Source organism: Arthrobacter sp. UKPF54-2 (genome assembly GCF_007858535.1).
GTDB lineage: Bacteria > Actinomycetota > Actinomycetes > Actinomycetales > Micrococcaceae > Arthrobacter.
This window is the reverse complement of the sequence record NZ_CP040174.1, coordinates 289,474-308,636: the sequence shown is the minus strand read 5'-3', so window position 1 is coordinate 308,636 and position 19,163 is coordinate 289,474. Positions and strand designations below refer to the sequence as shown.

At 67.7% G+C, this 19,163-nt stretch carries 18 protein-coding genes; 9 read left to right on the top strand and 9 right to left on the bottom strand.

All coding sequences use genetic code 11. The annotated features are described in order from the left end of the window. Positions 1-412: 412 nt before the first annotated feature. The 7 genes from E7Y32_RS16205 to E7Y32_RS01300 all read right to left on the bottom strand — a co-directional run bounded on the left by E7Y32_RS16205 (position 413) and on the right by E7Y32_RS01300 (position 9,102). Positions 413-1,732, bottom strand: coding sequence for a hypothetical protein (locus E7Y32_RS16205; RefSeq protein ID WP_186467018.1), 1,320 nt, complete (start codon positions 1,730-1,732; stop codon positions 413-415). 186 nt (positions 1,733-1,918) lie between these two features. Further along, positions 1,919-2,989 (bottom strand): Gfo/Idh/MocA family protein, encoded by a 1,071-nt coding sequence (locus tag E7Y32_RS01325; protein ID WP_146335470.1) that lies wholly within the window; start codon positions 2,987-2,989, stop codon positions 1,919-1,921. A gap of 144 nt (positions 2,990-3,133) precedes the next feature. Next, positions 3,134-4,234: a sugar-binding protein gene (locus tag E7Y32_RS01320; protein WP_146335469.1), complete on the bottom strand. Its 1,101-nt coding sequence runs from the start codon at positions 4,232-4,234 to the stop codon at positions 3,134-3,136. A gap of 62 nt (positions 4,235-4,296) precedes the next feature. After that, positions 4,297-5,565 carry a multiple monosaccharide ABC transporter permease gene (gene mmsB / locus E7Y32_RS01315; RefSeq protein WP_146335468.1) on the bottom strand — a complete coding sequence of 423 codons (1,269 nt, stop codon included), beginning with the start codon at positions 5,563-5,565 and terminating at the stop codon, positions 4,297-4,299. Between the two features lie 45 nt (positions 5,566-5,610). Then, on the bottom strand, positions 5,611-7,167 hold the full coding sequence (gene mmsA / locus E7Y32_RS01310; RefSeq protein WP_146335467.1) for a multiple monosaccharide ABC transporter ATP-binding protein: 1,557 nt from the start codon (positions 7,165-7,167) through the stop codon (positions 5,611-5,613). 130 nt (positions 7,168-7,297) lie between these two features. Next, positions 7,298-8,488, bottom strand: coding sequence for an ROK family transcriptional regulator (locus E7Y32_RS01305; RefSeq protein ID WP_146335466.1), 1,191 nt, complete (start codon positions 8,486-8,488; stop codon positions 7,298-7,300). 95 nt (positions 8,489-8,583) lie between these two features. Further along, the gene (locus tag E7Y32_RS01300) at positions 8,584-9,102 is read right to left on the bottom strand and encodes a gamma carbonic anhydrase family protein (RefSeq protein ID WP_146335465.1); all 519 of its coding nucleotides are present in this window, start codon (positions 9,100-9,102) and stop codon (positions 8,584-8,586) included. A gap of 89 nt (positions 9,103-9,191) precedes the next feature. On the opposite strand from E7Y32_RS01300, the gene E7Y32_RS01295 reads away from it, so the two are divergent. Beyond that, entirely contained in the window at positions 9,192-9,695 is a 504-nt protein-coding gene (locus tag E7Y32_RS01295) for a DUF2231 domain-containing protein (protein WP_146335464.1), read from the top strand. 157 nt (positions 9,696-9,852) lie between these two features. Here E7Y32_RS01295 and E7Y32_RS01290 read toward each other — a convergent pair whose 3' ends face one another. Continuing rightward, positions 9,853-10,245 (bottom strand): class I SAM-dependent methyltransferase, encoded by a 393-nt coding sequence (locus tag E7Y32_RS01290; RefSeq protein ID WP_146335463.1) that lies wholly within the window; start codon positions 10,243-10,245, stop codon positions 9,853-9,855. Between the two features lie 67 nt (positions 10,246-10,312). Next, positions 10,313-11,173, bottom strand: coding sequence for a formyltetrahydrofolate deformylase (purU, locus tag E7Y32_RS01285; RefSeq protein ID WP_146335462.1), 861 nt, complete (start codon positions 11,171-11,173; stop codon positions 10,313-10,315). Between the two features lie 289 nt (positions 11,174-11,462). On the opposite strand from purU, the gene glyA reads away from it, so the two are divergent. From glyA to trpS, 8 genes are all read left to right on the top strand, one after another. After that, on the top strand, positions 11,463-12,764 hold the full coding sequence (gene glyA / locus E7Y32_RS01280; RefSeq protein WP_146335461.1) for a serine hydroxymethyltransferase: 1,302 nt from the start codon (positions 11,463-11,465) through the stop codon (positions 12,762-12,764). A 4-nt stretch (positions 12,765-12,768) separates the two neighbouring features. Next, positions 12,769-13,713, top strand: a complete 945-nt coding sequence (locus E7Y32_RS01275; RefSeq protein ID WP_146335460.1) for a bifunctional methylenetetrahydrofolate dehydrogenase/methenyltetrahydrofolate cyclohydrolase — start codon at positions 12,769-12,771, stop codon at positions 13,711-13,713. Between the two features lie 180 nt (positions 13,714-13,893). Continuing rightward, complete coding sequence (locus E7Y32_RS01270) at positions 13,894-14,844, top strand: ABC transporter ATP-binding protein (RefSeq protein ID WP_146335459.1); 951 nt, start codon at positions 13,894-13,896, stop codon at positions 14,842-14,844. Then, positions 14,837-15,688 (top strand): ABC transporter permease, encoded by an 852-nt coding sequence (locus E7Y32_RS01265; RefSeq protein WP_146335458.1) that lies wholly within the window; start codon positions 14,837-14,839, stop codon positions 15,686-15,688. Before E7Y32_RS01270 ends, E7Y32_RS01265 begins: the two co-directional genes overlap by 8 nt. Further along, positions 15,685-16,539 carry an ABC transporter permease gene (locus E7Y32_RS01260; protein WP_146335457.1) on the top strand — a complete coding sequence of 285 codons (855 nt, stop codon included), beginning with the start codon at positions 15,685-15,687 and terminating at the stop codon, positions 16,537-16,539. The genes E7Y32_RS01265 and E7Y32_RS01260 overlap by 4 nt, the downstream gene beginning before the upstream one ends. A gap of 71 nt (positions 16,540-16,610) precedes the next feature. Beyond that, positions 16,611-17,183, top strand: a complete 573-nt coding sequence (locus E7Y32_RS01255) for a hypothetical protein (protein WP_146335456.1) — start codon at positions 16,611-16,613, stop codon at positions 17,181-17,183. 10 nt (positions 17,184-17,193) lie between these two features. Continuing rightward, entirely contained in the window at positions 17,194-18,027 is an 834-nt protein-coding gene (locus E7Y32_RS01250; RefSeq protein ID WP_146335455.1) for an exodeoxyribonuclease III, read from the top strand. 16 nt (positions 18,028-18,043) lie between these two features. Then, positions 18,044-19,159, top strand: a complete 1,116-nt coding sequence (gene trpS, locus E7Y32_RS01245; RefSeq protein ID WP_146335454.1) for a tryptophan--tRNA ligase — start codon at positions 18,044-18,046, stop codon at positions 19,157-19,159. The last annotated feature ends 4 nt before the right edge of the window (positions 19,160-19,163 follow it).

Below are 19,163 nucleotides of genomic sequence, written 5' to 3'. Positions count from 1 at the left end.
TTCCAGCATGGTGCAGTCCCGCCTATTTGGCATAGGGGTGGATGTACCCGCCTTTCGTACGTAGGGAAGGGTTGACGCCGTTGCCTGTGAGGCCGTTGGATCCCCCAGCGGACCCAACGACATCGCTCCGGCGGTTAAGGGACCTGGGCAGGAGCGGGCGCGCGCTACGGCGGGCGTTCCGTAGACGGGGGTATCACTTGGAGGTGGCGAAGCTGCAGGGGTACGCGACGGGACAGCACGGGCCGGTTCGCGGATAGCGCTGAGACGGGGCGCTTAGGCGAAACGGGAGTGCCGGTGATCCGGCGGCGGACGGTGGTGTCCATGGGGAATTCTCCTGAATGACTGATGGCGGGCGCACATGGCAGCCCGAAGGACCGTGCTCTGCGCATGAAAATGGCAGAGGACGGCCCTACTAGTCAGGAGAAGATCCGGGGTCAGCGGCGTCAGCAGGATGGACGTGCTGCAGGGGGCCGCTGATGGGGTCAGCACCCATGGGGGGAATGAAGAAAAGTGCACCGGGCAACCAGGCCAGGGCGCCCGAGGGCCCGCTGGACGCTGCTCCGCTGCCGGACCCTGAGCCGGGAACCGGCGGCAGGGCGTTGGGGGCAGGGAGGCCGGTTCCGCCGCCCCAGGGGCGCGGGGCGTCGTTGCCGCCGGCCGGCGTTGCCGGCGTGTCGTTGCCGGCCGGAACAGGGCTGGCGGGAAGCGGGTTATCGGCGGGCGGGGCGCTGGGCGGGCTGCCGGCCGAGCCTTGCGGTTCCGGCAGCACCATCAGCGGAACATGGGCCGGGCGCACGGTGACGCGCCAGGCCGAGTCGGCCATCACCGGTTGCGGCGCGGCTGCGGCTCCCGGGCCGCAGGCCAGCGCCGGGTCGGCCGGGGTGACGTCCACCACGGATTCCATCGGCAGCACCAGCAGTTCCGTGGCCGGCGCCGCCGGTGCAGGGTCGGTCACGGGAGCGGTTCCCGGCGCTGGCGCAGGTGCAGGGTCAACCGGCGTTGGGCCGGGAACGGCGCTGTCGGGGGCCGGCAGTGCCGGGACCTCGCCGGGCAGCGGGGCCGGCGGGGTGGCACCCGAGGCGGGCTGGCCGGCCGGGAGTGTGGGCCTCGGGGCCGGTTGGACCACAGGGACACCTGGCAGGCCGCCAGGATCCTGGGCCGGATCAGTCACCGGATCGGTGACGGGGAGGGAGGGGTCGGCGACCGGCGGCGCCGGGGCGGGCGCGGGCTCGGGTGCCGGCGCGGGGGCCGGCTCGGGAGCAGGGGCGGGAACGGGTGCTGGCTCCGCCGGGGAGCCGGCCACCGGCCCGGTCGCCGGTGGAACCGGGGGCGGGCTCTCGGCTGCGGGCGGGGCAGGCTCCGGCGCCGGGGCGGGCGGCGGCACAGGCAGGGGCACCGGCATAACAGGGGGTGCAGGCTGCTCCACCGGCGGGGGTGGCGGGGCCGGAGGCAACGGCGCAGGAGGCAGGACGGGGGCGATGGCCGGCAACGTCGGGACGGGTGCCGCAGGAAGCGGCGCCGGCGGGCTGGGCTCCACGTCGTCCGCCATGGGCAGTTGGATCATGGCCACAACGGACGCGGCCGGGGTGCCAGGGGCCGTGCTGGTTACCGTGGGTCCGTCGGCGCTCGCAGCGGAGGCGGTGAGCGCCAGCCACGTCAGCGCGGCCGCGATGGCCAGCAGCACGGGCCGCAGGAAGCGGCGCGCAGGGGAAGGGCTCGCTGCTGATTGCATGCGCAACACCCCTCCCCGAAATCTATCGACGATTGGTCTACAGCCTAAGTCCGGGGGCCCGGGGTAGTCCATAGCGGACGGCAAATTTGGCATCGCCGGGCCCGCGATTCCGGCGCGAAAAGTGGCCGGAAGCTTCCCGCCCCGCAAGGGTCCGCTGCGGAGGTGCCGCCGCTCCGACGGCGCAGCTCAGTGCAGGTCGTTCGGGTAGCTCACTCCCAGCTGTGCGCGCACCCCGTCGAACAGACGCATTGTGTTGAGGGAGTCCTCCAGCGGCATCACCGGGCTCTCGGTTAGGCCCTGCTGGATGCAACGGGTGACCTCGCGGAGTTCGTAGCTGTAGCCGCGCCCGACCACGCTGAACCGTTCCGTGCGCGGCTCGTCGAAGCCCACCCGCACCAGCAGCTCCTTTGGGTTGTTGACCGACCCCAGGCTCTGCAGGAAGCCGCCGCTGCCGGCCACCGTAGCGGCGCGGGGACCGTGCGCCAGCAGCGAGGACGTGAGCTGGGCCTGGGCGCCGTGGTGGTAGCCGAGGGTGAGCGCGTTCTGGGCGTCCACGCCGTCGTCGTTGAGCCAGCCGGTGGCACTGACCGTCTGCGGGAAACCGAGGGTCCCCAGCGCCCACAGCAGGGGGTAGACCGTGATGTCCAGCAGGGCGCCGCCGCCGTCCCGCGGTGCCCAGAGCCGGGACATGGGGGAGTAGGGGGCCGGAAACCCCAGGTCTGCCGCGACCCACTTGACCTCGCCGATCTCGCCGGAAGCGGCGATTTCGAACGCCCGCTGCATGCTGGGCAGGAACCGGCTCCACATCGCCTCCATCAGGAACAGGCCGCGCTCCCGCGCCAGCTCCACCAGCTCGGAAGCCTCCCGGGCGTTGATCGTGAGGGCCTTCTCGCAGAGCACATGTTTGCCGGCCAGCAGGGCTGCGCGCGCGATCGCGTGGTGCTGGGCATGCGGGGTGGCGACATAGACGACGTCGACGGCGTCGTCGGCCAGGAGCCGCTCGTAGCCGGCCGCGCCGTCCTGGTCGCCGTAGGCCCGGACGAAGCCGTAGTCGGCCGCGAAGGCGTCGGCCGCGGCCTGGCTGCGGGAGCTCACGGCGTACAGCTCCGCGTCGGCCAGGAGCTCAAGGTCCCGGGTCACCGCCGCCGCGATCCCTCCGGTGGCGACCACACCCCACCGCAGCCTGGCGCCGGTGGCGGTGCGCGGGTCCTGGTCCGGCTGGCTGAAGAGCCACGGTTTTGCGATGGGGGCAGACATGGTGTCATCTTCTCACCCTGCGCCCGCCGCGGGCCGGGGACTTTCCGCGGCGCACGCCGTCCGTGGCGCACAGAAGGGCCCCGGCCCTCCCGTGGCTGAACTGGTCAGCGGGGGAGCCGGGGCCCTGGTGGTGGAGCGTTGAGACTACTTGGTCAGCGGTCCGAGTACCGGATCGTCGACGTAGGCCGTCTTAACGTTTTCCTTGGTCACGATGACCGGCGCCAGCAGGAACGCGGGAACGGTCTTGACCTTGTTGTTGTAGGACTTGTCGTCGTTGATCTCAGGCTTCTTGCCCGCCTGGATGTCCTTGACCATGGTGATCGCGTGCTCAACGAGCTTGCGGGTGTCCTTGTTGATGGTGGAGTACTGCTCACCGGCGAGGATCGACTTGACCGACTCAACCTCGGAGTCCTGGCCCGTGATGACCGGCAGCGGCTTGCCTGCGGCCTTCACCGAGGTCAGGACCGCGCGGGCCAGCGTGTCGTTCGGGGAGAGCACGCCGTCAAGCGTGGCGCTGCCGTAGCTGCCGGTCAGCAGGGTGTCGGCACGGCGCTGGGCGTTCTCAGCCTTCCAGCCCTGGGTAACAGCCTGCTCGAAGGAGGTCTGGCCGGAGACGACCTTGAGGGTGCCGTCGTCGATCTTCGGCTTCAGGACGCTCATGGCGCCGTCAAAGAAGACCTTCGCGTTGGCGTCATCGGGGGAGCCGGCGAACAGCTCGATGTTGTACGGGCCCGTCGGCTTCTTGGCCTTCATGCCGTCCAGCAGGGCCTGGCCCTGCAGCACGCCGACCTTGAAGTTGTCGTAGGCGACGTAGTAGTCGACGTTCTCGGTGTTCAGGAGCAGACGGTCGTACGCGATGATGGTAGCGCCGGCGTCCTTGGCCTGCTTGAGCTGGGTACCCAGCTGGGCGCCGTCGATTGCACCCACGATGATGACCTTGGCACCCTTGGTGACCATGGCGCTGATCTGGTTCTGCTGCTCCGAGACGCCGCCGTTGGCGAACTGCACATCTGCCTTGAAGCCAGCACCACTGAGGCCATCGTTGAACAGCTTCTCTGCCAGCACCCAGTTTTCACTGGTCTTCTGGGGGAGCGCGACGCCGATCGAGGAGTTCTTGGGGAACGCCTCGCCGCCGCCGCTAGCGCCGCCGGAAGTCCCGCTGTCGGAACGGCCGCAGGCTGTCAGCGCCAGTGCCGCAATAGCAGCGATCGCTGCTGCCTTTCCTGCTTTACCAATCAGTTGCATTGCTTGGTTCACTTTCTATAGATGGTGTTCGGAGTATCGGGGTTCCAGGGCCAGGGAGCCGGTCAGGATTCCTTGGCGATGACCTCTTTGGTGGACGTGGTCTCGTCGGGCTTGATCTCGCTGCTGCGGCCGAAGTTCTTCATCATCATGCCGATGATCGACTTCTTGCCCTGGGTCTTGTTGTAGACATCGAAGGCGACGGCGATCAGGAGCACGAGGCCCTTGATGATCTGGGTGAGGTCGGCGCCGACGCCGAGGAGCTGCAGGCCGTTGTTCAGGACGGCCATCACGAGGCCACCGACGATCGAGCCGATCACGGTGCCGACGCCGCCGGTCACCGCGGCGCCGCCGATGAAGACGGCTGCGATGGCGTCGAGTTCCCAGCCGACGCCGTCGAACGGGCCGGAGGCGGTGGAGCGGCCGACGAAGATCATGCCGGCAAGGCCGGCCAGGATGGACATGTTCATCATGACCAGGAAGTTGACCTTCTTGGACTGCACACCGGAGAGTTCGGCCGCGTGGCGGTTGCCGCCGACGGCGTAGACGTGGCGGCCGATGATGGTCTTGGAGGAGATGAAGCCGTAGATCAGGACCAGGACGGCCAGGATCAGGCCCGGGATCGGGAACGAGGTGCCGGGGCGGCCGGTCGCGAACAGGTACGTGGCGTAGAGGATGGCGCCGCAGATGAGGACGAGCTTGGTGACGGTGACCCAGGTCTCGGGCACCTCGGCGCCCAGGGCCTTGGCCTTGCGGCGCGAGCGGATCTCGCTGAACACCACGAAGCCGGCGCCGAGCAGGCCCAGCAGCAGGGTCAGGTTGTTGTAGCCGGTGTTGGGGCCGAATTCCGGCAGGTAGCCGGAGCCGATGTACTGGAAGTCGTTCGGCACCGGGATGGTGTTGGACTTGCCGACGAACTGGTTGAAGCCGCGGAAGAGCAGCATGCCCGCCAGCGTGACGATAAAGGCCGGGATCCCCACGTAGGCGGTCCAGAAGCCCTGCCAGGCGCCGATCAGGGCCCCGAGCAGCAGGCCGAACAGGATGCCGGCGTACCACGGGATGCCCCAGTCGCGGATCATGAGGGCGACGCTGACGCCGACGAATGCGGCGACCGAGCCGACCGAGAGGTCGATGTGGCCGGCGATGATCACCAGCACCATGCCGATGGCGAGGATCAGGATGTAGGAGTTGCCGTTGAAGAGGTTGATGACGTTGCCCGGGGTGAGCGTGCGGCCCTCGGTGAAAATCTGGAAGAAGACGATCAGTGCAACCAGGGCGAAGATCATGCCGAATTGGCGGGTGTTGCCGCCAAAGAGCTTCTTGAGCGCGTTCATTTTGTCAGTCCTTGTTGTCCGGAATGTTCTGGATGGTCCAGAGGGTCAGGCGGTCTTGCGGGCGGAAGTCATGAGCTTCATGAGGCTTTCCTGGCTGGCTTCCTCTTTGTTCAGCACGCCGGTGATGGCGCCTTCGAAAATGGTGTAGATGCGGTCGGAGAGGCCCAGCAGTTCGGGAAGCTCCGAGGAGATGACAATGACGCCCTTTCCCTGGTTGGCCAGCTGCTGGATGATGCCGTAGATCTCGTACTTGGCGCCGACGTCGATCCCGCGGGTGGGTTCGTCCAGGATCAGCAGGTCCGGGTCGGTGAACATCCACTTCGCCAGCACCACCTTCTGCTGGTTGCCGCCCGAGAGCTTGGCCACGCCTTCCTCCACGGACGGCGTTTTGGTGCGCAGCGACTTGCGGTACTGCTCCGCAACGGTGAATTCCTTGTCGGCGTCGACGACGTTGTGCTTGCTGATCTTCTTCAGCGCGGCCGAGACCGTGGTGGCCTTGATGTCGTCCAGCAGGTTCAGGCCGAGTGATTTGCGGTCCTCGGTGACATAGCCGAGCCCGGCGTCGATCGCCTGCTTGACGGTCTTCAGGTGCAGCTCCTTGCCATCCTTGTAGACCTGGCCGGAGATGAAGCGGCCGTAGGAGCGGCCGAAGAGTGAGCGGGCGAGCTCGGTGCGTCCGGCGCCCATCAGGCCGGCGAAGCCGACGATCTCGCCGCGGCGGACGAAGAAGCTCGAGTTCTTGCAGACCAGGCGGTCCTGGATCTGCGGGTGGCCGACGGTCCAGTTCTTGACCTCGAAGAACGTCTCGCCGATCTTGGGCTCGTGGTCCGGGAACCGGGACTCCAAGGTGCGGCCCACCATGCCCTTGATGATGCGGTCCTCGTCGACGCCGTCGGCCTTGACGTCGAGGGTCTCGATCGACTTGCCGTCGCGGATGATGGTGATGGAATCGGCGATCTGCTCGATCTCGTTGAGCTTGTGCGAAATGATGATCGAGGTGATGCCCCGGCCCTTCAGGCCCAGGATCAGGTCCAGCAGGTGCTGGGAGTCCGACTCGTTCAGGGCCGCGGTGGGCTCGTCCAGGATGAGGAGCTTGACCTTCTTGTTCAGCGCCTTGGCGATTTCGACAAGCTGCTGCTTGCCGACGCCGATCTCCTTGACCGGGGTGTCCGGGTCCTCGCGCAGTCCCACCCGGGCGAGCAGTTCGGTGGAGCGGATCCGCGCCTCGGCCCAGTCGATCACGCCGCGCTTGGTCGGCTCGTTGCCCAGGAAGATGTTCTCCATGATGGACAGTTCCGGGATGAGCGCCAGTTCCTGGTGGATGATCACGATGCCGGCGTGCTCGCTGGCGCGGATGTCCTTGAACTGCTGGACTTCGCTCTGGTAGACGATGTCGCCGGTGTAGCTGCCATAAGGGTAAACGCCCGAGAGCACCTTCATCAGGGTGGATTTTCCGGCGCCGTTTTCGCCGCAGATGGCATGGATCTCGCCGGCCTTCACCCGCAGGTTCACCTCGGCCAATGCTTTAACGCCGGGGAACTCTTTGGTGATGGAGCGCATCTCGAGAATTATCGGATCGCTGTGCGTGTTGAGGGACGTCATCTGCCCTTACGCCTCCAATGCATGACTTCGTTGTCCGCCCCTGCAAACCGCAGGGCCGTCTGATGGAAAAGTAAACTGGATCACGCCGTTGTCGTCAAGTCTTTAACGCAACGGCACGGTAACGGCTGCGTTAGTTTCGCCGGATTCCGGCGTGCTGGAACACCAGGGCCGTCGCCCCCAGGGCCTCGGCGCGGTCGCCGAGCGAGGACATCGTCAGGGTGGTGGTCTCGCCGATAACGGGGACGGCGTGGCGCACAAGGCCGCGCCGGATCGGGTCCAGGAGCAGCTCGCCAAGCCCTGCCAGCGGGCCGCCGACCACAATCACCTCGGGGTTGATGAGGTTCGCGACATTGCCCAGCGCGCGGCCGACGGCGAGTCCGGCGTCGTCCACCACGCGGAGGGTGGCGGAGTCCCTGGCGAGGGCCTTGCGCACGATGTCTTCCGCAGTGAGCGGTTTGTCCTCGCCCCGGCCGAGGAGTTCGATCATGGTGGTGGTGGAGGCGATCGTCTCGAGGCAGCCCCGGTTGCCGCAGCGGCAGACCAGACCGTGCTCGTGGATCGTGGCGTGGCCGATTTCGCCGGTGATGCCCACGTTTCCGTAGTAGGGCATGCCGTTGAGGATCAGCCCGGCGCCGATGCCCGAACCGATCTTCATAAACATCAGGTTGCTGATGCCGGTGTGCGGCCCCCAGGTGACTTCGGACAGGGCACCGAGGTTGGCATCGTTGTCCAGGAAAACCGGAAGATCCAGCGCTTCCTCGAGTCTCTGGAGGATATTGATGCCGACCCACTCGGGCAGGATGGCGCCCTGCGCCACGGTGCCGGTGCGGCGGTCGATCGGGCCCGGGATCCCGACGCCGGCGCCCACCAGGGCGCTGCGTTCCACGCCGCTTCCGGCCAGCAGCCGGTCCAGCACCCCGACGGCGGCTGCGATGCCTTCTTCCGCGTGGTGGCCCAGGGGTAGCAGGACCGATTCTTCCGCGACCACGTGGTAGCTCAGTGAGGCCAGGACCACCCGCAGGTGGCGGCGGCCGAAGTCGATGCCGACGGCGACGGCGCCGTTGCTGTTGAGCCGGACGTTCAGGGCCCGGCGTCCGGAGCTGGTGGTCGGCTCCGTGGACGCCAGCCCGGCGTCCTGCATGATCTTGACGATGTTCGAGACGGTGGCCGTGGAAAGGCCGGTCTGGCGGGCGAGTTCCGCCTGGGTGGAGGGGCCCGCGAGCAGGCATTCAATGATCCGCTGCTGGTTCAGATGCCGAAGCGCGGACTGCGACCCGGGGTTTTTGGTGCGGCTCCTCGTTGAGCGCGTTGGTGAGGGCATGCAATGAAGCGTGCCCCATCACGACGTTGTAGTCAAGAAGTTAACGCAACCCGCGGTGCCCGTGTCCGGCGATGTTCATGGGCGGTCCCTGTGAGTCAGCTGTGAATTTCCCGGTGTGCCCGGGCGAGCTCCTGATAGTGGGAGGCGTTGCGCTTCACGCCCTCGAACTCCTCGTCGCTTAGCTCGCGGCGGACCTTGGCGGGCACTCCGGCCACCAGGGAGCGGGGCGGGATTACGGTGCCCTCGAGCACCACCGCGCCGGCCGCGACGAGCGAGCCGGCGCCGATCACTGCCCCGTTGAGGATGGTGGCGCTCATTCCGATCAGGCAGTCGTCCTCGACGGTGCAGCCGTGGACCACGGCGCTGTGGCCGACGCTGACCCGGGCCCCGACACTGCAGGGGAAGCCCGGATCCGCGTGCAGCACAACGTTGTCCTGCAGGTTGCTGCCGGCGCCGACGGTGATCGCCGCCGTGTCGGCGCGGACGGACACGCCGTAAAAGGCGCTGGAGTGCTCGGCCAGGGTGGCCTTGCCGATGATTGATGCGCTCGGGGCGACGAAAGCGGATTCGTGGACAGCCGGGGTATCGCCGGCGAAAGCGTAAACGGGAGTCATGCCCCCAGCCTAGGACACCAGCCTCTTGCAGCGGCGGCTTCGCTGAGTAGGATCGTGGCCATTCCCGCGTTCGTCCGGAGGTGGCCGCTATGTTCCTTCAGTTGATGAAACGCCTGGGGGAGGCCAAGGCGCTCGACCCGGCGGTCCGGACCGCGGAGCCGCTGGCCGCCCGGCTGATCGCTGACGCCAGGCTGCGGCGCTTCTTCCACGGCGACGCCACCGGTATCCCGCCGCATGTCATTCTCACCGATGTGCCCTTCGGGGCGTGGTTCATGGCCGTGTTCCTGGACTTCTTCCCGGACGATGGTTCCCGCCGGGCCGCCCGCCGGCTGGTGGGGCTCGGCGTCCTCGCGGCGGCCCCGACGGGACTCAGTGGCTGGGCTGAGTGGGCGCGGGCCGACACCGCCACGCGGCGCATCGGCGTCGTGCATGCCGCCGCCAACCTGACCGCGACGATGATCTTCCTCGCCTCCTGGCGCGCGCGGCGCAGGGACCGGCACCGGCGGGGGGTGAACCTGGCGCGGGTGGGCGCCCTGGTGCTGATTGTGGGCGGCTTCCTGGGTGGCTACATGCGCAGCGTTCGGCGTCCCTGACAAACCCTCCCGCAGTTCCGGCGGGTGTTCACGTGATCCTCCCGCAGTTCTGGCGGTCCTGGGGGGACGCTCCCGTCGTCGGTGCGGGAGGGTTGGGTAAGTCGCTGCCAGATGTGCGGGAGGGTTTCATAAATCGCCGCCGTACGTGAGTGAGGGTTTAGGCGGGGGAGCGGAGGACCGTGAAGACGGTGTCGGGGAGGACGACGGCGATCGGCGCGCCGGGTTCGGCCACGCGCCTTAGTTCGCGGACGACGTCGTCGCACTCCGCCGGCGGCAGGCCCGCCAAGGCGTCAACCGCCCAGACGGCGGGGAATGCCGCGTCGGCAAAGGGCAGGGCGGTCCCGGTCGCGACCGAGGCCGAGAGCCCCCGGGCGCGGGCGGCGTGGATGTTCTCCTCCGAGGCGTCCACGCCGGTGTAGTGGATGCCCGCACGGACAAAGGCGAGCCCGTCCGCGCCGGGCCCGCAGTCCACGCCCAGCACGCCGCGCCGGCCCTCGTCCTTGAGCAGGGCAATGAACCCGGCCAACTCCTCCGTCAGCGTTGCACCCATGGACCTAGTCAAGGGCGGGCGGGCGTCCAAGGCAAGGGCCCAGCTGAACGCCCTTAGCTGAACGCGCTTAGCTGAAAACAACCGTCCGGTTGCCGTCCAGCAGCACCCGGTGTTCGGCGTGCCACTGCACAGCCTGGGCGAGGGTGCGGCCCTCGACGTCGCGGCCCATCTGGACAAACTGCTCGGCGGTGCGCCGGTGGTCCACCCGGATAACTTCCTGTTCGATGATCGGGCCCTCGTCCAGGGCAGCGGTGACGTAGTGTGCCGTGGCGCCGATCAGTTTCACGCCGCGGGCGTGGGCCTGGTGATACGGCTTGGCGCCCTTGAAGGACGGCAGGAACGAGTGGTGGATGTTGATGGCCTTGCCGGTGAGCTCGGTGCACAGCTCATCGGAGAGGATCTGCATGTACCGGGCCAGGACCGTGAGTTCGATGTCGTGCTCGGCCATCAGCTTGCGCAGCGCGTCCTCGGCCTCGACCTTGGTGTCCTTCGTGACGGGGATGTGGTGGAACGGGATGCCGTAGAACTCGGCCAGACCGGCCAGGTCCCGGTGGTTGGAGACGATCGCGGGGATTTCGATCGGCAGGGTGCCGGAGCGCTGCAGGAACAACAGGTCGTTGAGGCAGTGCGCGGAGGTGCTCGCCATCAGCAGGGTGCGGACCTTCCGGCCGGCGGGGTTGAGGCTCCACTGCATGTCGAAGGCCTGGGCCACGGGTTCCAGGGCGGCGTGCAGTTCGGCCGGCGGGGCCGCCGTCGTGGCCTCCACCCGCATAAAGAAGGTTCCGGTGCCCTGGCTGCCGTACTGCTGGGAGTCCGTAATATTGCAGCCCGCCACCAGGAGGGCGCCGGCGACGGCATGCACGATTCCGGGCCGGTCCGGGCAGGAGAGAGTCAGGATGTAGGAGGCAGTCAGCTTCTCGTCAGTCACGAAAGACAAGCCTACCCGCGGCTGGGATAGGCTGGATGTGTCGCAACTGGCGTTGGGTGGGTAACCACCAGGGAGCGGCACGCACGCAGACCACGGATCGTACGCCTGGGCCGAGGGTCACGTTTTTCCGGTTGGCAGCCCCCGCTGCCGGCCCGCAGACGGTTTCCCTGAGGGGGGCCGCGCCCGCGGCCCGGCCCCGGTTTTGGGGCCGTAATTTTTGCGGCGCCGCAGCGGGCCAGCCGGTAACCTGACCTTAAAGCAGTGACCGTTGCCAAGCCAGGAGTTCTTCGTGACTACTTCCCTTCGCCTTTCCTCAGCAGCCGTGAGCAACCAGCCGCTCGCTGAACTCGATCCCGAAATCGCCGCCGTCCTGGCCCAGGAGCTCGGCCGCCAGCGCGGCACCCTGGAAATGATCGCCTCCGAAAACTTCGCGCCGCGCGCCGTGATGGAGGCGCAGGGCTCCGTCCTGACCAACAAGTACGCCGAGGGCTACCCGGGCCGCCGCTACTACGGCGGCTGCGAGTACGTCGACGTCGCCGAGCAGCTCGCGATCGACCGGGTCAAGGAGCTCTTCGGCGCGGAGTTCGCCAACGTCCAGCCGCACTCCGGCGCGCAGGCCAACGCCGCCGCGCTGTCCGCCATGATCACCCCGGGGGACAAGATCCTGGGCCTCTCGCTGGCCCACGGCGGCCACCTGACCCACGGCATGAAGCTGAACTTCTCCGGCAAGCTCTACGAGGTTGCCGCCTACCAGGTCGAGGAAGACACCTTCCGGATCGACATGGACAAGCTGCGTGCCCAGGCGCTCGCCGAGAAGCCGCAGGTCATCATTGCCGGCTGGTCCGCGTACCCCCGCCACCTCGACTTCGAGGCCTTCCGCTCGATCGCGGATGAGGTCGGCGCGCTGCTCTGGACCGACATGGCGCACTTCGCCGGCCTCGTCGCCGCCGGGCTGCACCCGAGCCCGGTCCCGTACTCCGACGTCGTCACCTCTACCGTGCACAAGACCCTCGCCGGCCCGCGCTCCGGCGTGATCCTGGCCAAGCAGGAGTGGGCCAAGAAGATCAACTCCAACGTCTTCCCCGGCCAGCAGGGCGGACCGCTGATGCACGTAATCGCGGCCAAGGCCGTGGCCTTCAAGATCGCCGGCACGGAGGAATTCAAGGAGCGCCAGGAACGCGTCCTCGAAGGCGCCCGGATCATCGCGGACCGGCTGAACCAGTCCGACCTGTCCGACGCCGGCGTCTCCGTCCTCACCGGCGGCACCGACGTGCACCTGGTCCTGGTGGACCTGCGAAACTCCCAGCTGGATGGCCAGCAGGCCGAGGACCTGCTGCACTCGGTGGGCATCACGGTCAACCGCAACGCCGTGCCGTTCGACCCGCGCCCGCCGATGGTCACCTCCGGCCTGCGCATCGGCACCCCGGCCCTCGCCACCCGCGGCTTCGGCGCCAAGGAATTCACCGAGGTGGCCGAGATCATCGCCACCGCACTGAAGGCCGGCGCCGCGGCCGACGTCGAGGCCCTCCAGACCCGCGTGGACAAGCTCGCCGAGGACTTCCCGCTGTACCCGCAGCACGAGCAGTGGTGATTCGATGACCGCCACTGACTCCCACACCGCGGAATCCGCGCCGGCCCAGGCTCAGGGCGCCCGGATCCTCGACGGCAGGGCCACCGCCGCGGCGATCAAGGCCGAACTCACCGAACGCGTCGCAGCTCTCAAGGCCAAGGGGATCGTCCCGGGCCTGGGCACCATCCTGGTCGGCTCCGACCCGGGCAGCACCTGGTACGTGGGCGGCAAGCACAAGGACTGCGCCGAGGTGGGCATCACCTCGATCCGCCGCGACCTGCCGGAAGAAACCACGCAGGACGAACTCCTGGCCGTGGTCCGGGAGCTCAACGAGAACCCGGAGTGCACCGGCTACATTGTCCAGCTCCCGCTGCCGAAGCACATCGACCAGGACGTCATCCTGGAGGCCATGGACCCGGACAAGGACGCCGACGGCCTGCACCCGATGAACCTCGGCCGGCTGGTGGCCAACGTCAACGGTCCGATGACGTCGCCGCTGCCCTGCACACCCAAGGGCTGCGTGGAGCTCCTGACTCGGCACGGCATCAGCCTCAACGGCAAACGCGTCCTGGTGGTGGGCCGCGGCGTCACCATCGGCCGCCCGGTGGGCCTGCTGCTGACCCGCAAGGACGTCAACGCCACCGTCATCCTCGCCCACACCGGCACCGTGGACCTGCCCGCCGAACTCCGACAGGCCGACGTCGTGATCGCCGCGGCCGGCCAGCCGCACATGATCAAGGCGGGGGACCTCAAGCCCGGGGCGATTGTGCTCGACGTCGGTGTCAGCCGCGTCGACGACGGCACCGGCAAGGCCGTGGTCACCGGGGACGTGGACCCCGCCGCGGCCGACGTCGCCGCGTGGCTCTCGCCGAACCCCGGGGGAGTGGGGCCGATGACGCGCGCCATGCTGCTCGCCAACGTGGTGGAAACCGCCGAACGCCGCCTGGAAAGTTCACGCGCCACTGCCTAGGGCCACCGGTGCGAATCCGGCGCAGGGGCGCCCCTCCTCAGCGAGCGGGCGCCCCTGCGCCGTTAATCGACATCACGAATTGGCAAACGTCTGGATATTTTTACGAAAAGACTCTTTCATGGTTTGCCCGGATCGACTACCGTGTTCCGGGTGTCTGAACTTGTGTCGAAAGAAGCTCCCGTGAGCAGCCCCGCCGAAAGCGGCGAACCGCAGTACGTCATCACCGCCGAAAACCTCACCAAAACCTACGGCGATGTCACCGCTGTCGACGGCATTTCCTTCCGGGTGCCGGCCGGCGAAGCCTTCGGACTGCTCGGACCCAACGGGGCCGGCAAGTCCACCACCATGAAGATGATCGGCGGGGTCGCGCAGCGCACCTCGGGCAGCCTGAGCATCATGGGTCTGGACCCGGAGAACCACGGCCCGGAAGTCCGCGCCCACCTGGGGGTGGTGCCGCAGCAGGACAACCTGGACGAGGAGCTGAAGGTCCGCGAGAACCTGCTGGTCTACGGCCGTTACTTCGGCCTGCCGATGAGCTACCTCAAGCCCAAAGCCGACGAGCTGCTGGAATTCGCGCAGCTGACGGACAAGGCCAAGTCCAAGGTGGATGCGCTCTCCGGCGGCATGAAGCGCCGCCTCACGATCGCCCGGTCCCTCATCAACGAACCCCGCATCCTGCTCCTGGACGAACCCACCACCGGCCTGGACCCGCAGGCCCGGCACATCCTCTGGGACCGGCTGTTCCGGCTCAAGGAGCAGGGCGTCACCCTGATCCTCACCACCCACTACATGGATGAGGCCGAGCAGCTCTGCGACCGGCTGATCGTCGTTGACAAGGGCAAGATCATGGCCGAGGGTTCCCCCGCGAGCCTGATCCGCGACTACTCCACCCGCGAGGTCCTCGAGCTGCGCTTCGGCTCCGAGCGCAACGCCACCGTCGCCGCCGAGCTAGAAGGCATCGGCGACCGGATCGAAACGCTGCCGGACAGGGTCCTCATCTACGCCCACGACGGCGAAGCCGCGCTGGAGCAGGTCTCCGCCCGGGGACTGCGCCCGGTCACCTCGCTGGTGCGCCGTTCCTCGCTGGAGGACGTCTTCCTGCGCCTGACCGGCCGGAGCCTCGTTGACTAATCCGGAGACGACGGCGGCGCCCGCCCTGCGCGCGCACCCGCCGGCCGTCTCAGCTGCCCGCGCCCGCCGCTGGGGCGCCTTCTATTACGCCGAGCAGGTCCTGCGGGTGATGAAGGGCTACGGCTGGACCATCGTGATGTACGGTGTGGGCCAACCGGTCGCCTACCTCTTCGCCATGGGCGTGGGCCTGGCCACCCTGGTGGACACCAACTCCACCACCGTCTTCGGCGGCGTCAGCTACCTGACGTTCATCTCCCCTGCGCTGCTGATCTCCGCCGCGGTGATGACCGCCGCGAACGAATTCACCTTCCCGGTGATGGACGGATTCAAGTGGCGCCGGGTCTACTACGGTCCGCACGCCTCGCCGCTGACCCCGGAGCAGATCGCCGCCGGGCAGGTCATCGCAGTGACGGTCCGGTTCGTTCTGCAGTCCGCCATCTACTTCGGCGTCGTGGTCCTGTTCGGGGCATCGCCAGGCGCGTGGGGCTGGGTCTCCATCCTGGTAGCCACCCTGGCCGGGCTCTCCTTCGGGCTGCCGCTGATGGCCTACGCCGCCACCGTCACCACCGACAAAGGCCAGTTCGCCATGGTGATGCGCTTCATCGTGATGCCGCTGTTCCTGTTCTCCGGCACCTTCTTCCCTCTCGACACCCTGCCAATGGCGGTCCGCTGGATCGGCTGGATCTCACCGATCTGGCACGGCACCGAGCTGGGCCGCGTCTTCAGCTACGGCTACGAGGAGGCGCCATTGCTGACCGTGGCCCACGTCGTCTTCCTGGTTGGCCTCGCCGTCATCGGCTGGGTCCTGTCCAGGCGTCTCTTCGCCAAAAGGATGGCATCATGAGCCTGCTCGCCGGACATCCGGGAAACCAAGCCGACGGCCGCAGCGTCACCGAGGCTGCCCGCAACCGCCGCTTCGGCCCGCTCTACTCACGCAACGTGCACGCCGTCGTCGCCCGCGGGCTGATGGCCACCAAGAGCAGCAACTGGATGGTCATGCTCTCAGGCTTCTTCGAACCCGTGCTCTACCTGATCTCGATGGGCGTGGGCCTCGGGGCGATTGTCGGGTCCGTCCAGGGCCCGGGCGGCCAGGAGATCAGCTACGCCGCGTACATCGCGCCGGCGCTGCTGGCGGTCTCGGCGATGAACGGGGCCGTCTACGACTCCACCTGGAACGTCTTCTTCAAGATGAACTTCTCCAAGCTCTACCAGGGCATGCTGTACACCTCCCTGGGGCCGGTCGACGTCGCGATGGGCGAAATTTTCCTCGCCCTGCTCCGCGGTGCCATGTATGCCACCGGGTTCACCGCAGTGATGGGTGTGATGGGACTGATCACCACCCCGTGGGCCATTGTGATGGTCCCGGCCTCGGTGCTGATTGCCTTCGGGTTTGCCAGCTTCGGGATGGGCATCACCAGCTTCATGAAGACGTTCCAGCAGATGGACTGGATCAACTTCGTGATGCTGCCGATGTTCCTCTTCAGCGCCACGTTCTACCCGCTGAGCGTCTACCCGCAGTGGATCCAGTGGCTGATCCAGGCGATGCCGCTCTGGCACGGCGTGGAACTCCTGCGCCAGATCAGCGTGGGCGTGTTCACCCCCGCCACCGCGGTGCACATCGGCTACTACCTCGTTATGATCGTCCTCGGCGTGGCGCTCACCACCGGCCGGCTCCGCCGGCTGTTCCTGAAGTAAGCGGATGCCCGCTCCGTTCGCCGGGGGTGGAAGCGCCGCCCGGCGCCGTGCCGGTTTGCGATAATGGGCTCATGCGATCACTGGGCAACCCCCCCTCCAAGCCGTCCGCGTTCAATGCCGCCACCGGAAAGTTCTCGATGTTCCGCATCGGCGGACTCGGGATGACGGTCTTTATCATCGCCTTCCTGGTGGCCGTCATCTTCGCGGCGAACCAGAACGACGTCGTGGGCTGGGTTGTGGCCGCCATCGCCGCGTTCTGGCTCGCGCTGGCAGCCTTTGTGGTGTTCAGCATCCAGCGGGCCGCGAAAAAGGCCGGAGCCAAGCTCAACGAGGCGCAGAACGCCTTCAACTCGGCGGTGGGCCGGGCGCCGTCGTCCGGCAGTGCCGACCACGGCGGCACGCGACTGGTCGGGGACCGCCGCGAGGCGGACGACATCCGCGACATGAAACTGGACCACTCCTTCAAAATTGTGCAGGTTCAGGTCCGCGTGGTGGAGCAGGAACGCGCCAAGGGCGAGGCCTCGGACCAGGACACCATCCGCCGCGCCTTGGAGACCATCGAGATCACCGCCACCAATGCCCGGGACATGATCAAGACCGGGGGCGGCTCCGACGAGCCCGTCAGCGGAACCATCATCGACTAGAGTGGAGCGGGTGAGCTCGGCATTGAAGAAGGACCACCTTCGCATCGCATCGGTCAACGTCAACGGCCTCCGCGCCGCCTACAAAAAGGGCATGGCGGAGTGGCTGGCGCCGCGGGACGTGGACATCCTCTGCCTGCAGGAGGTCCGCGCGCCTGACGCGATCGTCCACGAACTCCTCGGCGAGGGCTGGCACATCCTGCACGCCGAGGCCGAAGCCAAGGGCCGCGCCGGTGTTGCCATCGCCTCCCGCACCGAGCCCGTCGCCACCCGGACCGGCATCGGCGACGACTACTTCGCCACCGCCGGCCGCTGGGTCGAGGCCGACTACATCGTCCGCGACGCCGCGGGCCAGGCCTCACAGCTGACCGTCGCCAGCGCCTACGTGCACTCCGGCGAGGCCGGCACGCCGAAGCAGGACGACAAGTTCCGCTTCCTGGACGTGATGTCGACGCGGCTGCCCGAACTGGCCAAGCACAGCGACCACGCCCTCGTGGTGGGCGACCTCAACGTCGGCCACACCGAGCTGGACATCAAAAACTGGAAGGGCAACGTCAAACGTGCCGGCTTCCTGCCCGAGGAGCGCGCCTACTTCGACCGCTTCTTCGGCGAGGAAATCGGCTGGAAGGATGTTCACAGGGGCCTGGCGGGTACCGTCGACGGCCCCTACACTTGGTGGTCGCAGAGGGGACAGGCCTTCGACAACGACACCGGCTGGCGCATTGATTACCACATGGCCACGCCCGCTCTCGCCGCCGCGGCGGTGTCAGCCGTTGTCGACCGGGCGCCGTCCTGGGACACCCGCTTCTCCGACCATGCCCCGCTGGTAGTGGACTACCGGCTCTAGCCAAAAGGTTCCCCCGATGACCTCTCCTTCCACCGCGCCGACCGTCGCCGACGCAGAAGCCAGCCCCGACGCGGCCCTCTCGACCGACGGCCGGGCACCTGCCGTCGCCGGCGCCCGGCACCGCATCCTCTCGGGCATGCAGCCGTCCGCGGACTCCCTGCACCTGGGCAACTACCTGGGCGCCCTGGTGAACTGGGTCCGGATGCAGGACGAATACGACGCCGTGTTCTTTATCCCGGACCTGCACGCCATCACGGTCCCGCAGGACCCGGCCGAACTTGCCCACCGCACCCGCGTCACCGCGGCGCAGTACATTGCCGGCGGGGTCGACGTGGACAAGTGCACGCTCTTTGTCCAGTCCCAGGTCCCCGAGCATGCCCAGCTGGCCTGGGTGCTCAACTGCATCACCGGCTTCGGCGAGGCGTCCCGGATGACCCAGTTCAAGGACAAGGCCCTGAAGCAGGGGTCGGAGCAGGCCAGCGTCGGGCTCTTCACCTACCCGATCCTGCAGGCCGCGGACATCCTGCTGTACCAGCCGCACGGCGTGCCGGTCGGCGAGGACCAGCGCCAGCACGTGGAGCTGAGCCGGGACCTGGCGCAGCGCTTCAACTCCCGCTTCGGCGAGACGTTCACGGTGCCGCAGCCCTTCATCCAGAAGGAGTCGGCCAAGATCTACGACCTGCAGAACCCGACGGCGAAGATGTCCAAGTCCGCGGAGTCCCCGGCGGGCCTGATCAACCTGCTGGACGAGCCGAAGCTGATTGCCAAGCGGATCAAATCGGCCGTGACGGACGCGGAAACCGAAATCCGTTTCGACCGCGAGGCCAAGCCCGGCGTTTCCAACCTGCTGACGATCTACTCGGCCATCACCGGCCAGAGCGTTGACCAGCTCGTCGCGGCCTACGAGGGCAAGATGTACGGCCACCTTAAGGTGGACCTGGCCGAAGCGGTCACGGCGCACCTCTCGCCGATCCGCGACCGCGCCAACGAGCTGCTCGCCGACCCGGCCGAGCTCGACCGGCTGCTGGCCGTGGGGGCGGACAAGGCCCGGGAGATCGCCTCGGTGACGCTGAAGGACGTGTACGCCAAGGTCGGCTTCCTGCCCTACGCCGGAATCCGGGGAGTCCACTAGCGCA

Coding starts and splice junctions, on each gene's coding strand:
- E7Y32_RS16205 (WP_186467018.1), bottom strand. CDS start 1,732: ATGCAATCAGCAGCGAGCCCTTCCCCTGCGCGCCGCTTCCTGCGGCCC.
- E7Y32_RS01325 (WP_146335470.1), bottom strand. CDS start 2,989: ATGTCTGCCCCCATCGCAAAACCGTGGCTCTTCAGCCAGCCGGACCAG.
- E7Y32_RS01320 (WP_146335469.1), bottom strand. CDS start 4,234: ATGCAACTGATTGGTAAAGCAGGAAAGGCAGCAGCGATCGCTGCTATT.
- mmsB (WP_146335468.1), bottom strand. CDS start 5,565: ATGAACGCGCTCAAGAAGCTCTTTGGCGGCAACACCCGCCAATTCGGC.
- mmsA (WP_146335467.1), bottom strand. CDS start 7,167: ATGACGTCCCTCAACACGCACAGCGATCCGATAATTCTCGAGATGCGC.
- E7Y32_RS01305 (WP_146335466.1), bottom strand. CDS start 8,488: ATGCCCTCACCAACGCGCTCAACGAGGAGCCGCACCAAAAACCCCGGG.
- E7Y32_RS01300 (WP_146335465.1), bottom strand. CDS start 9,102: ATGACTCCCGTTTACGCTTTCGCCGGCGATACCCCGGCTGTCCACGAA.
- E7Y32_RS01295 (WP_146335464.1), top strand. CDS start 9,192: ATGTTCCTTCAGTTGATGAAACGCCTGGGGGAGGCCAAGGCGCTCGAC.
- E7Y32_RS01290 (WP_146335463.1), bottom strand. CDS start 10,245: ATGGGTGCAACGCTGACGGAGGAGTTGGCCGGGTTCATTGCCCTGCTC.
- E7Y32_RS01275 (WP_146335460.1), top strand. CDS start 12,769: ATGACCGCCACTGACTCCCACACCGCGGAATCCGCGCCGGCCCAGGCT.
- E7Y32_RS01260 (WP_146335457.1), top strand. CDS start 15,685: ATGAGCCTGCTCGCCGGACATCCGGGAAACCAAGCCGACGGCCGCAGC.
- E7Y32_RS01255 (WP_146335456.1), top strand. CDS start 16,611: ATGCGATCACTGGGCAACCCCCCCTCCAAGCCGTCCGCGTTCAATGCC.
- trpS (WP_146335454.1), top strand. CDS start 18,044: ATGACCTCTCCTTCCACCGCGCCGACCGTCGCCGACGCAGAAGCCAGC.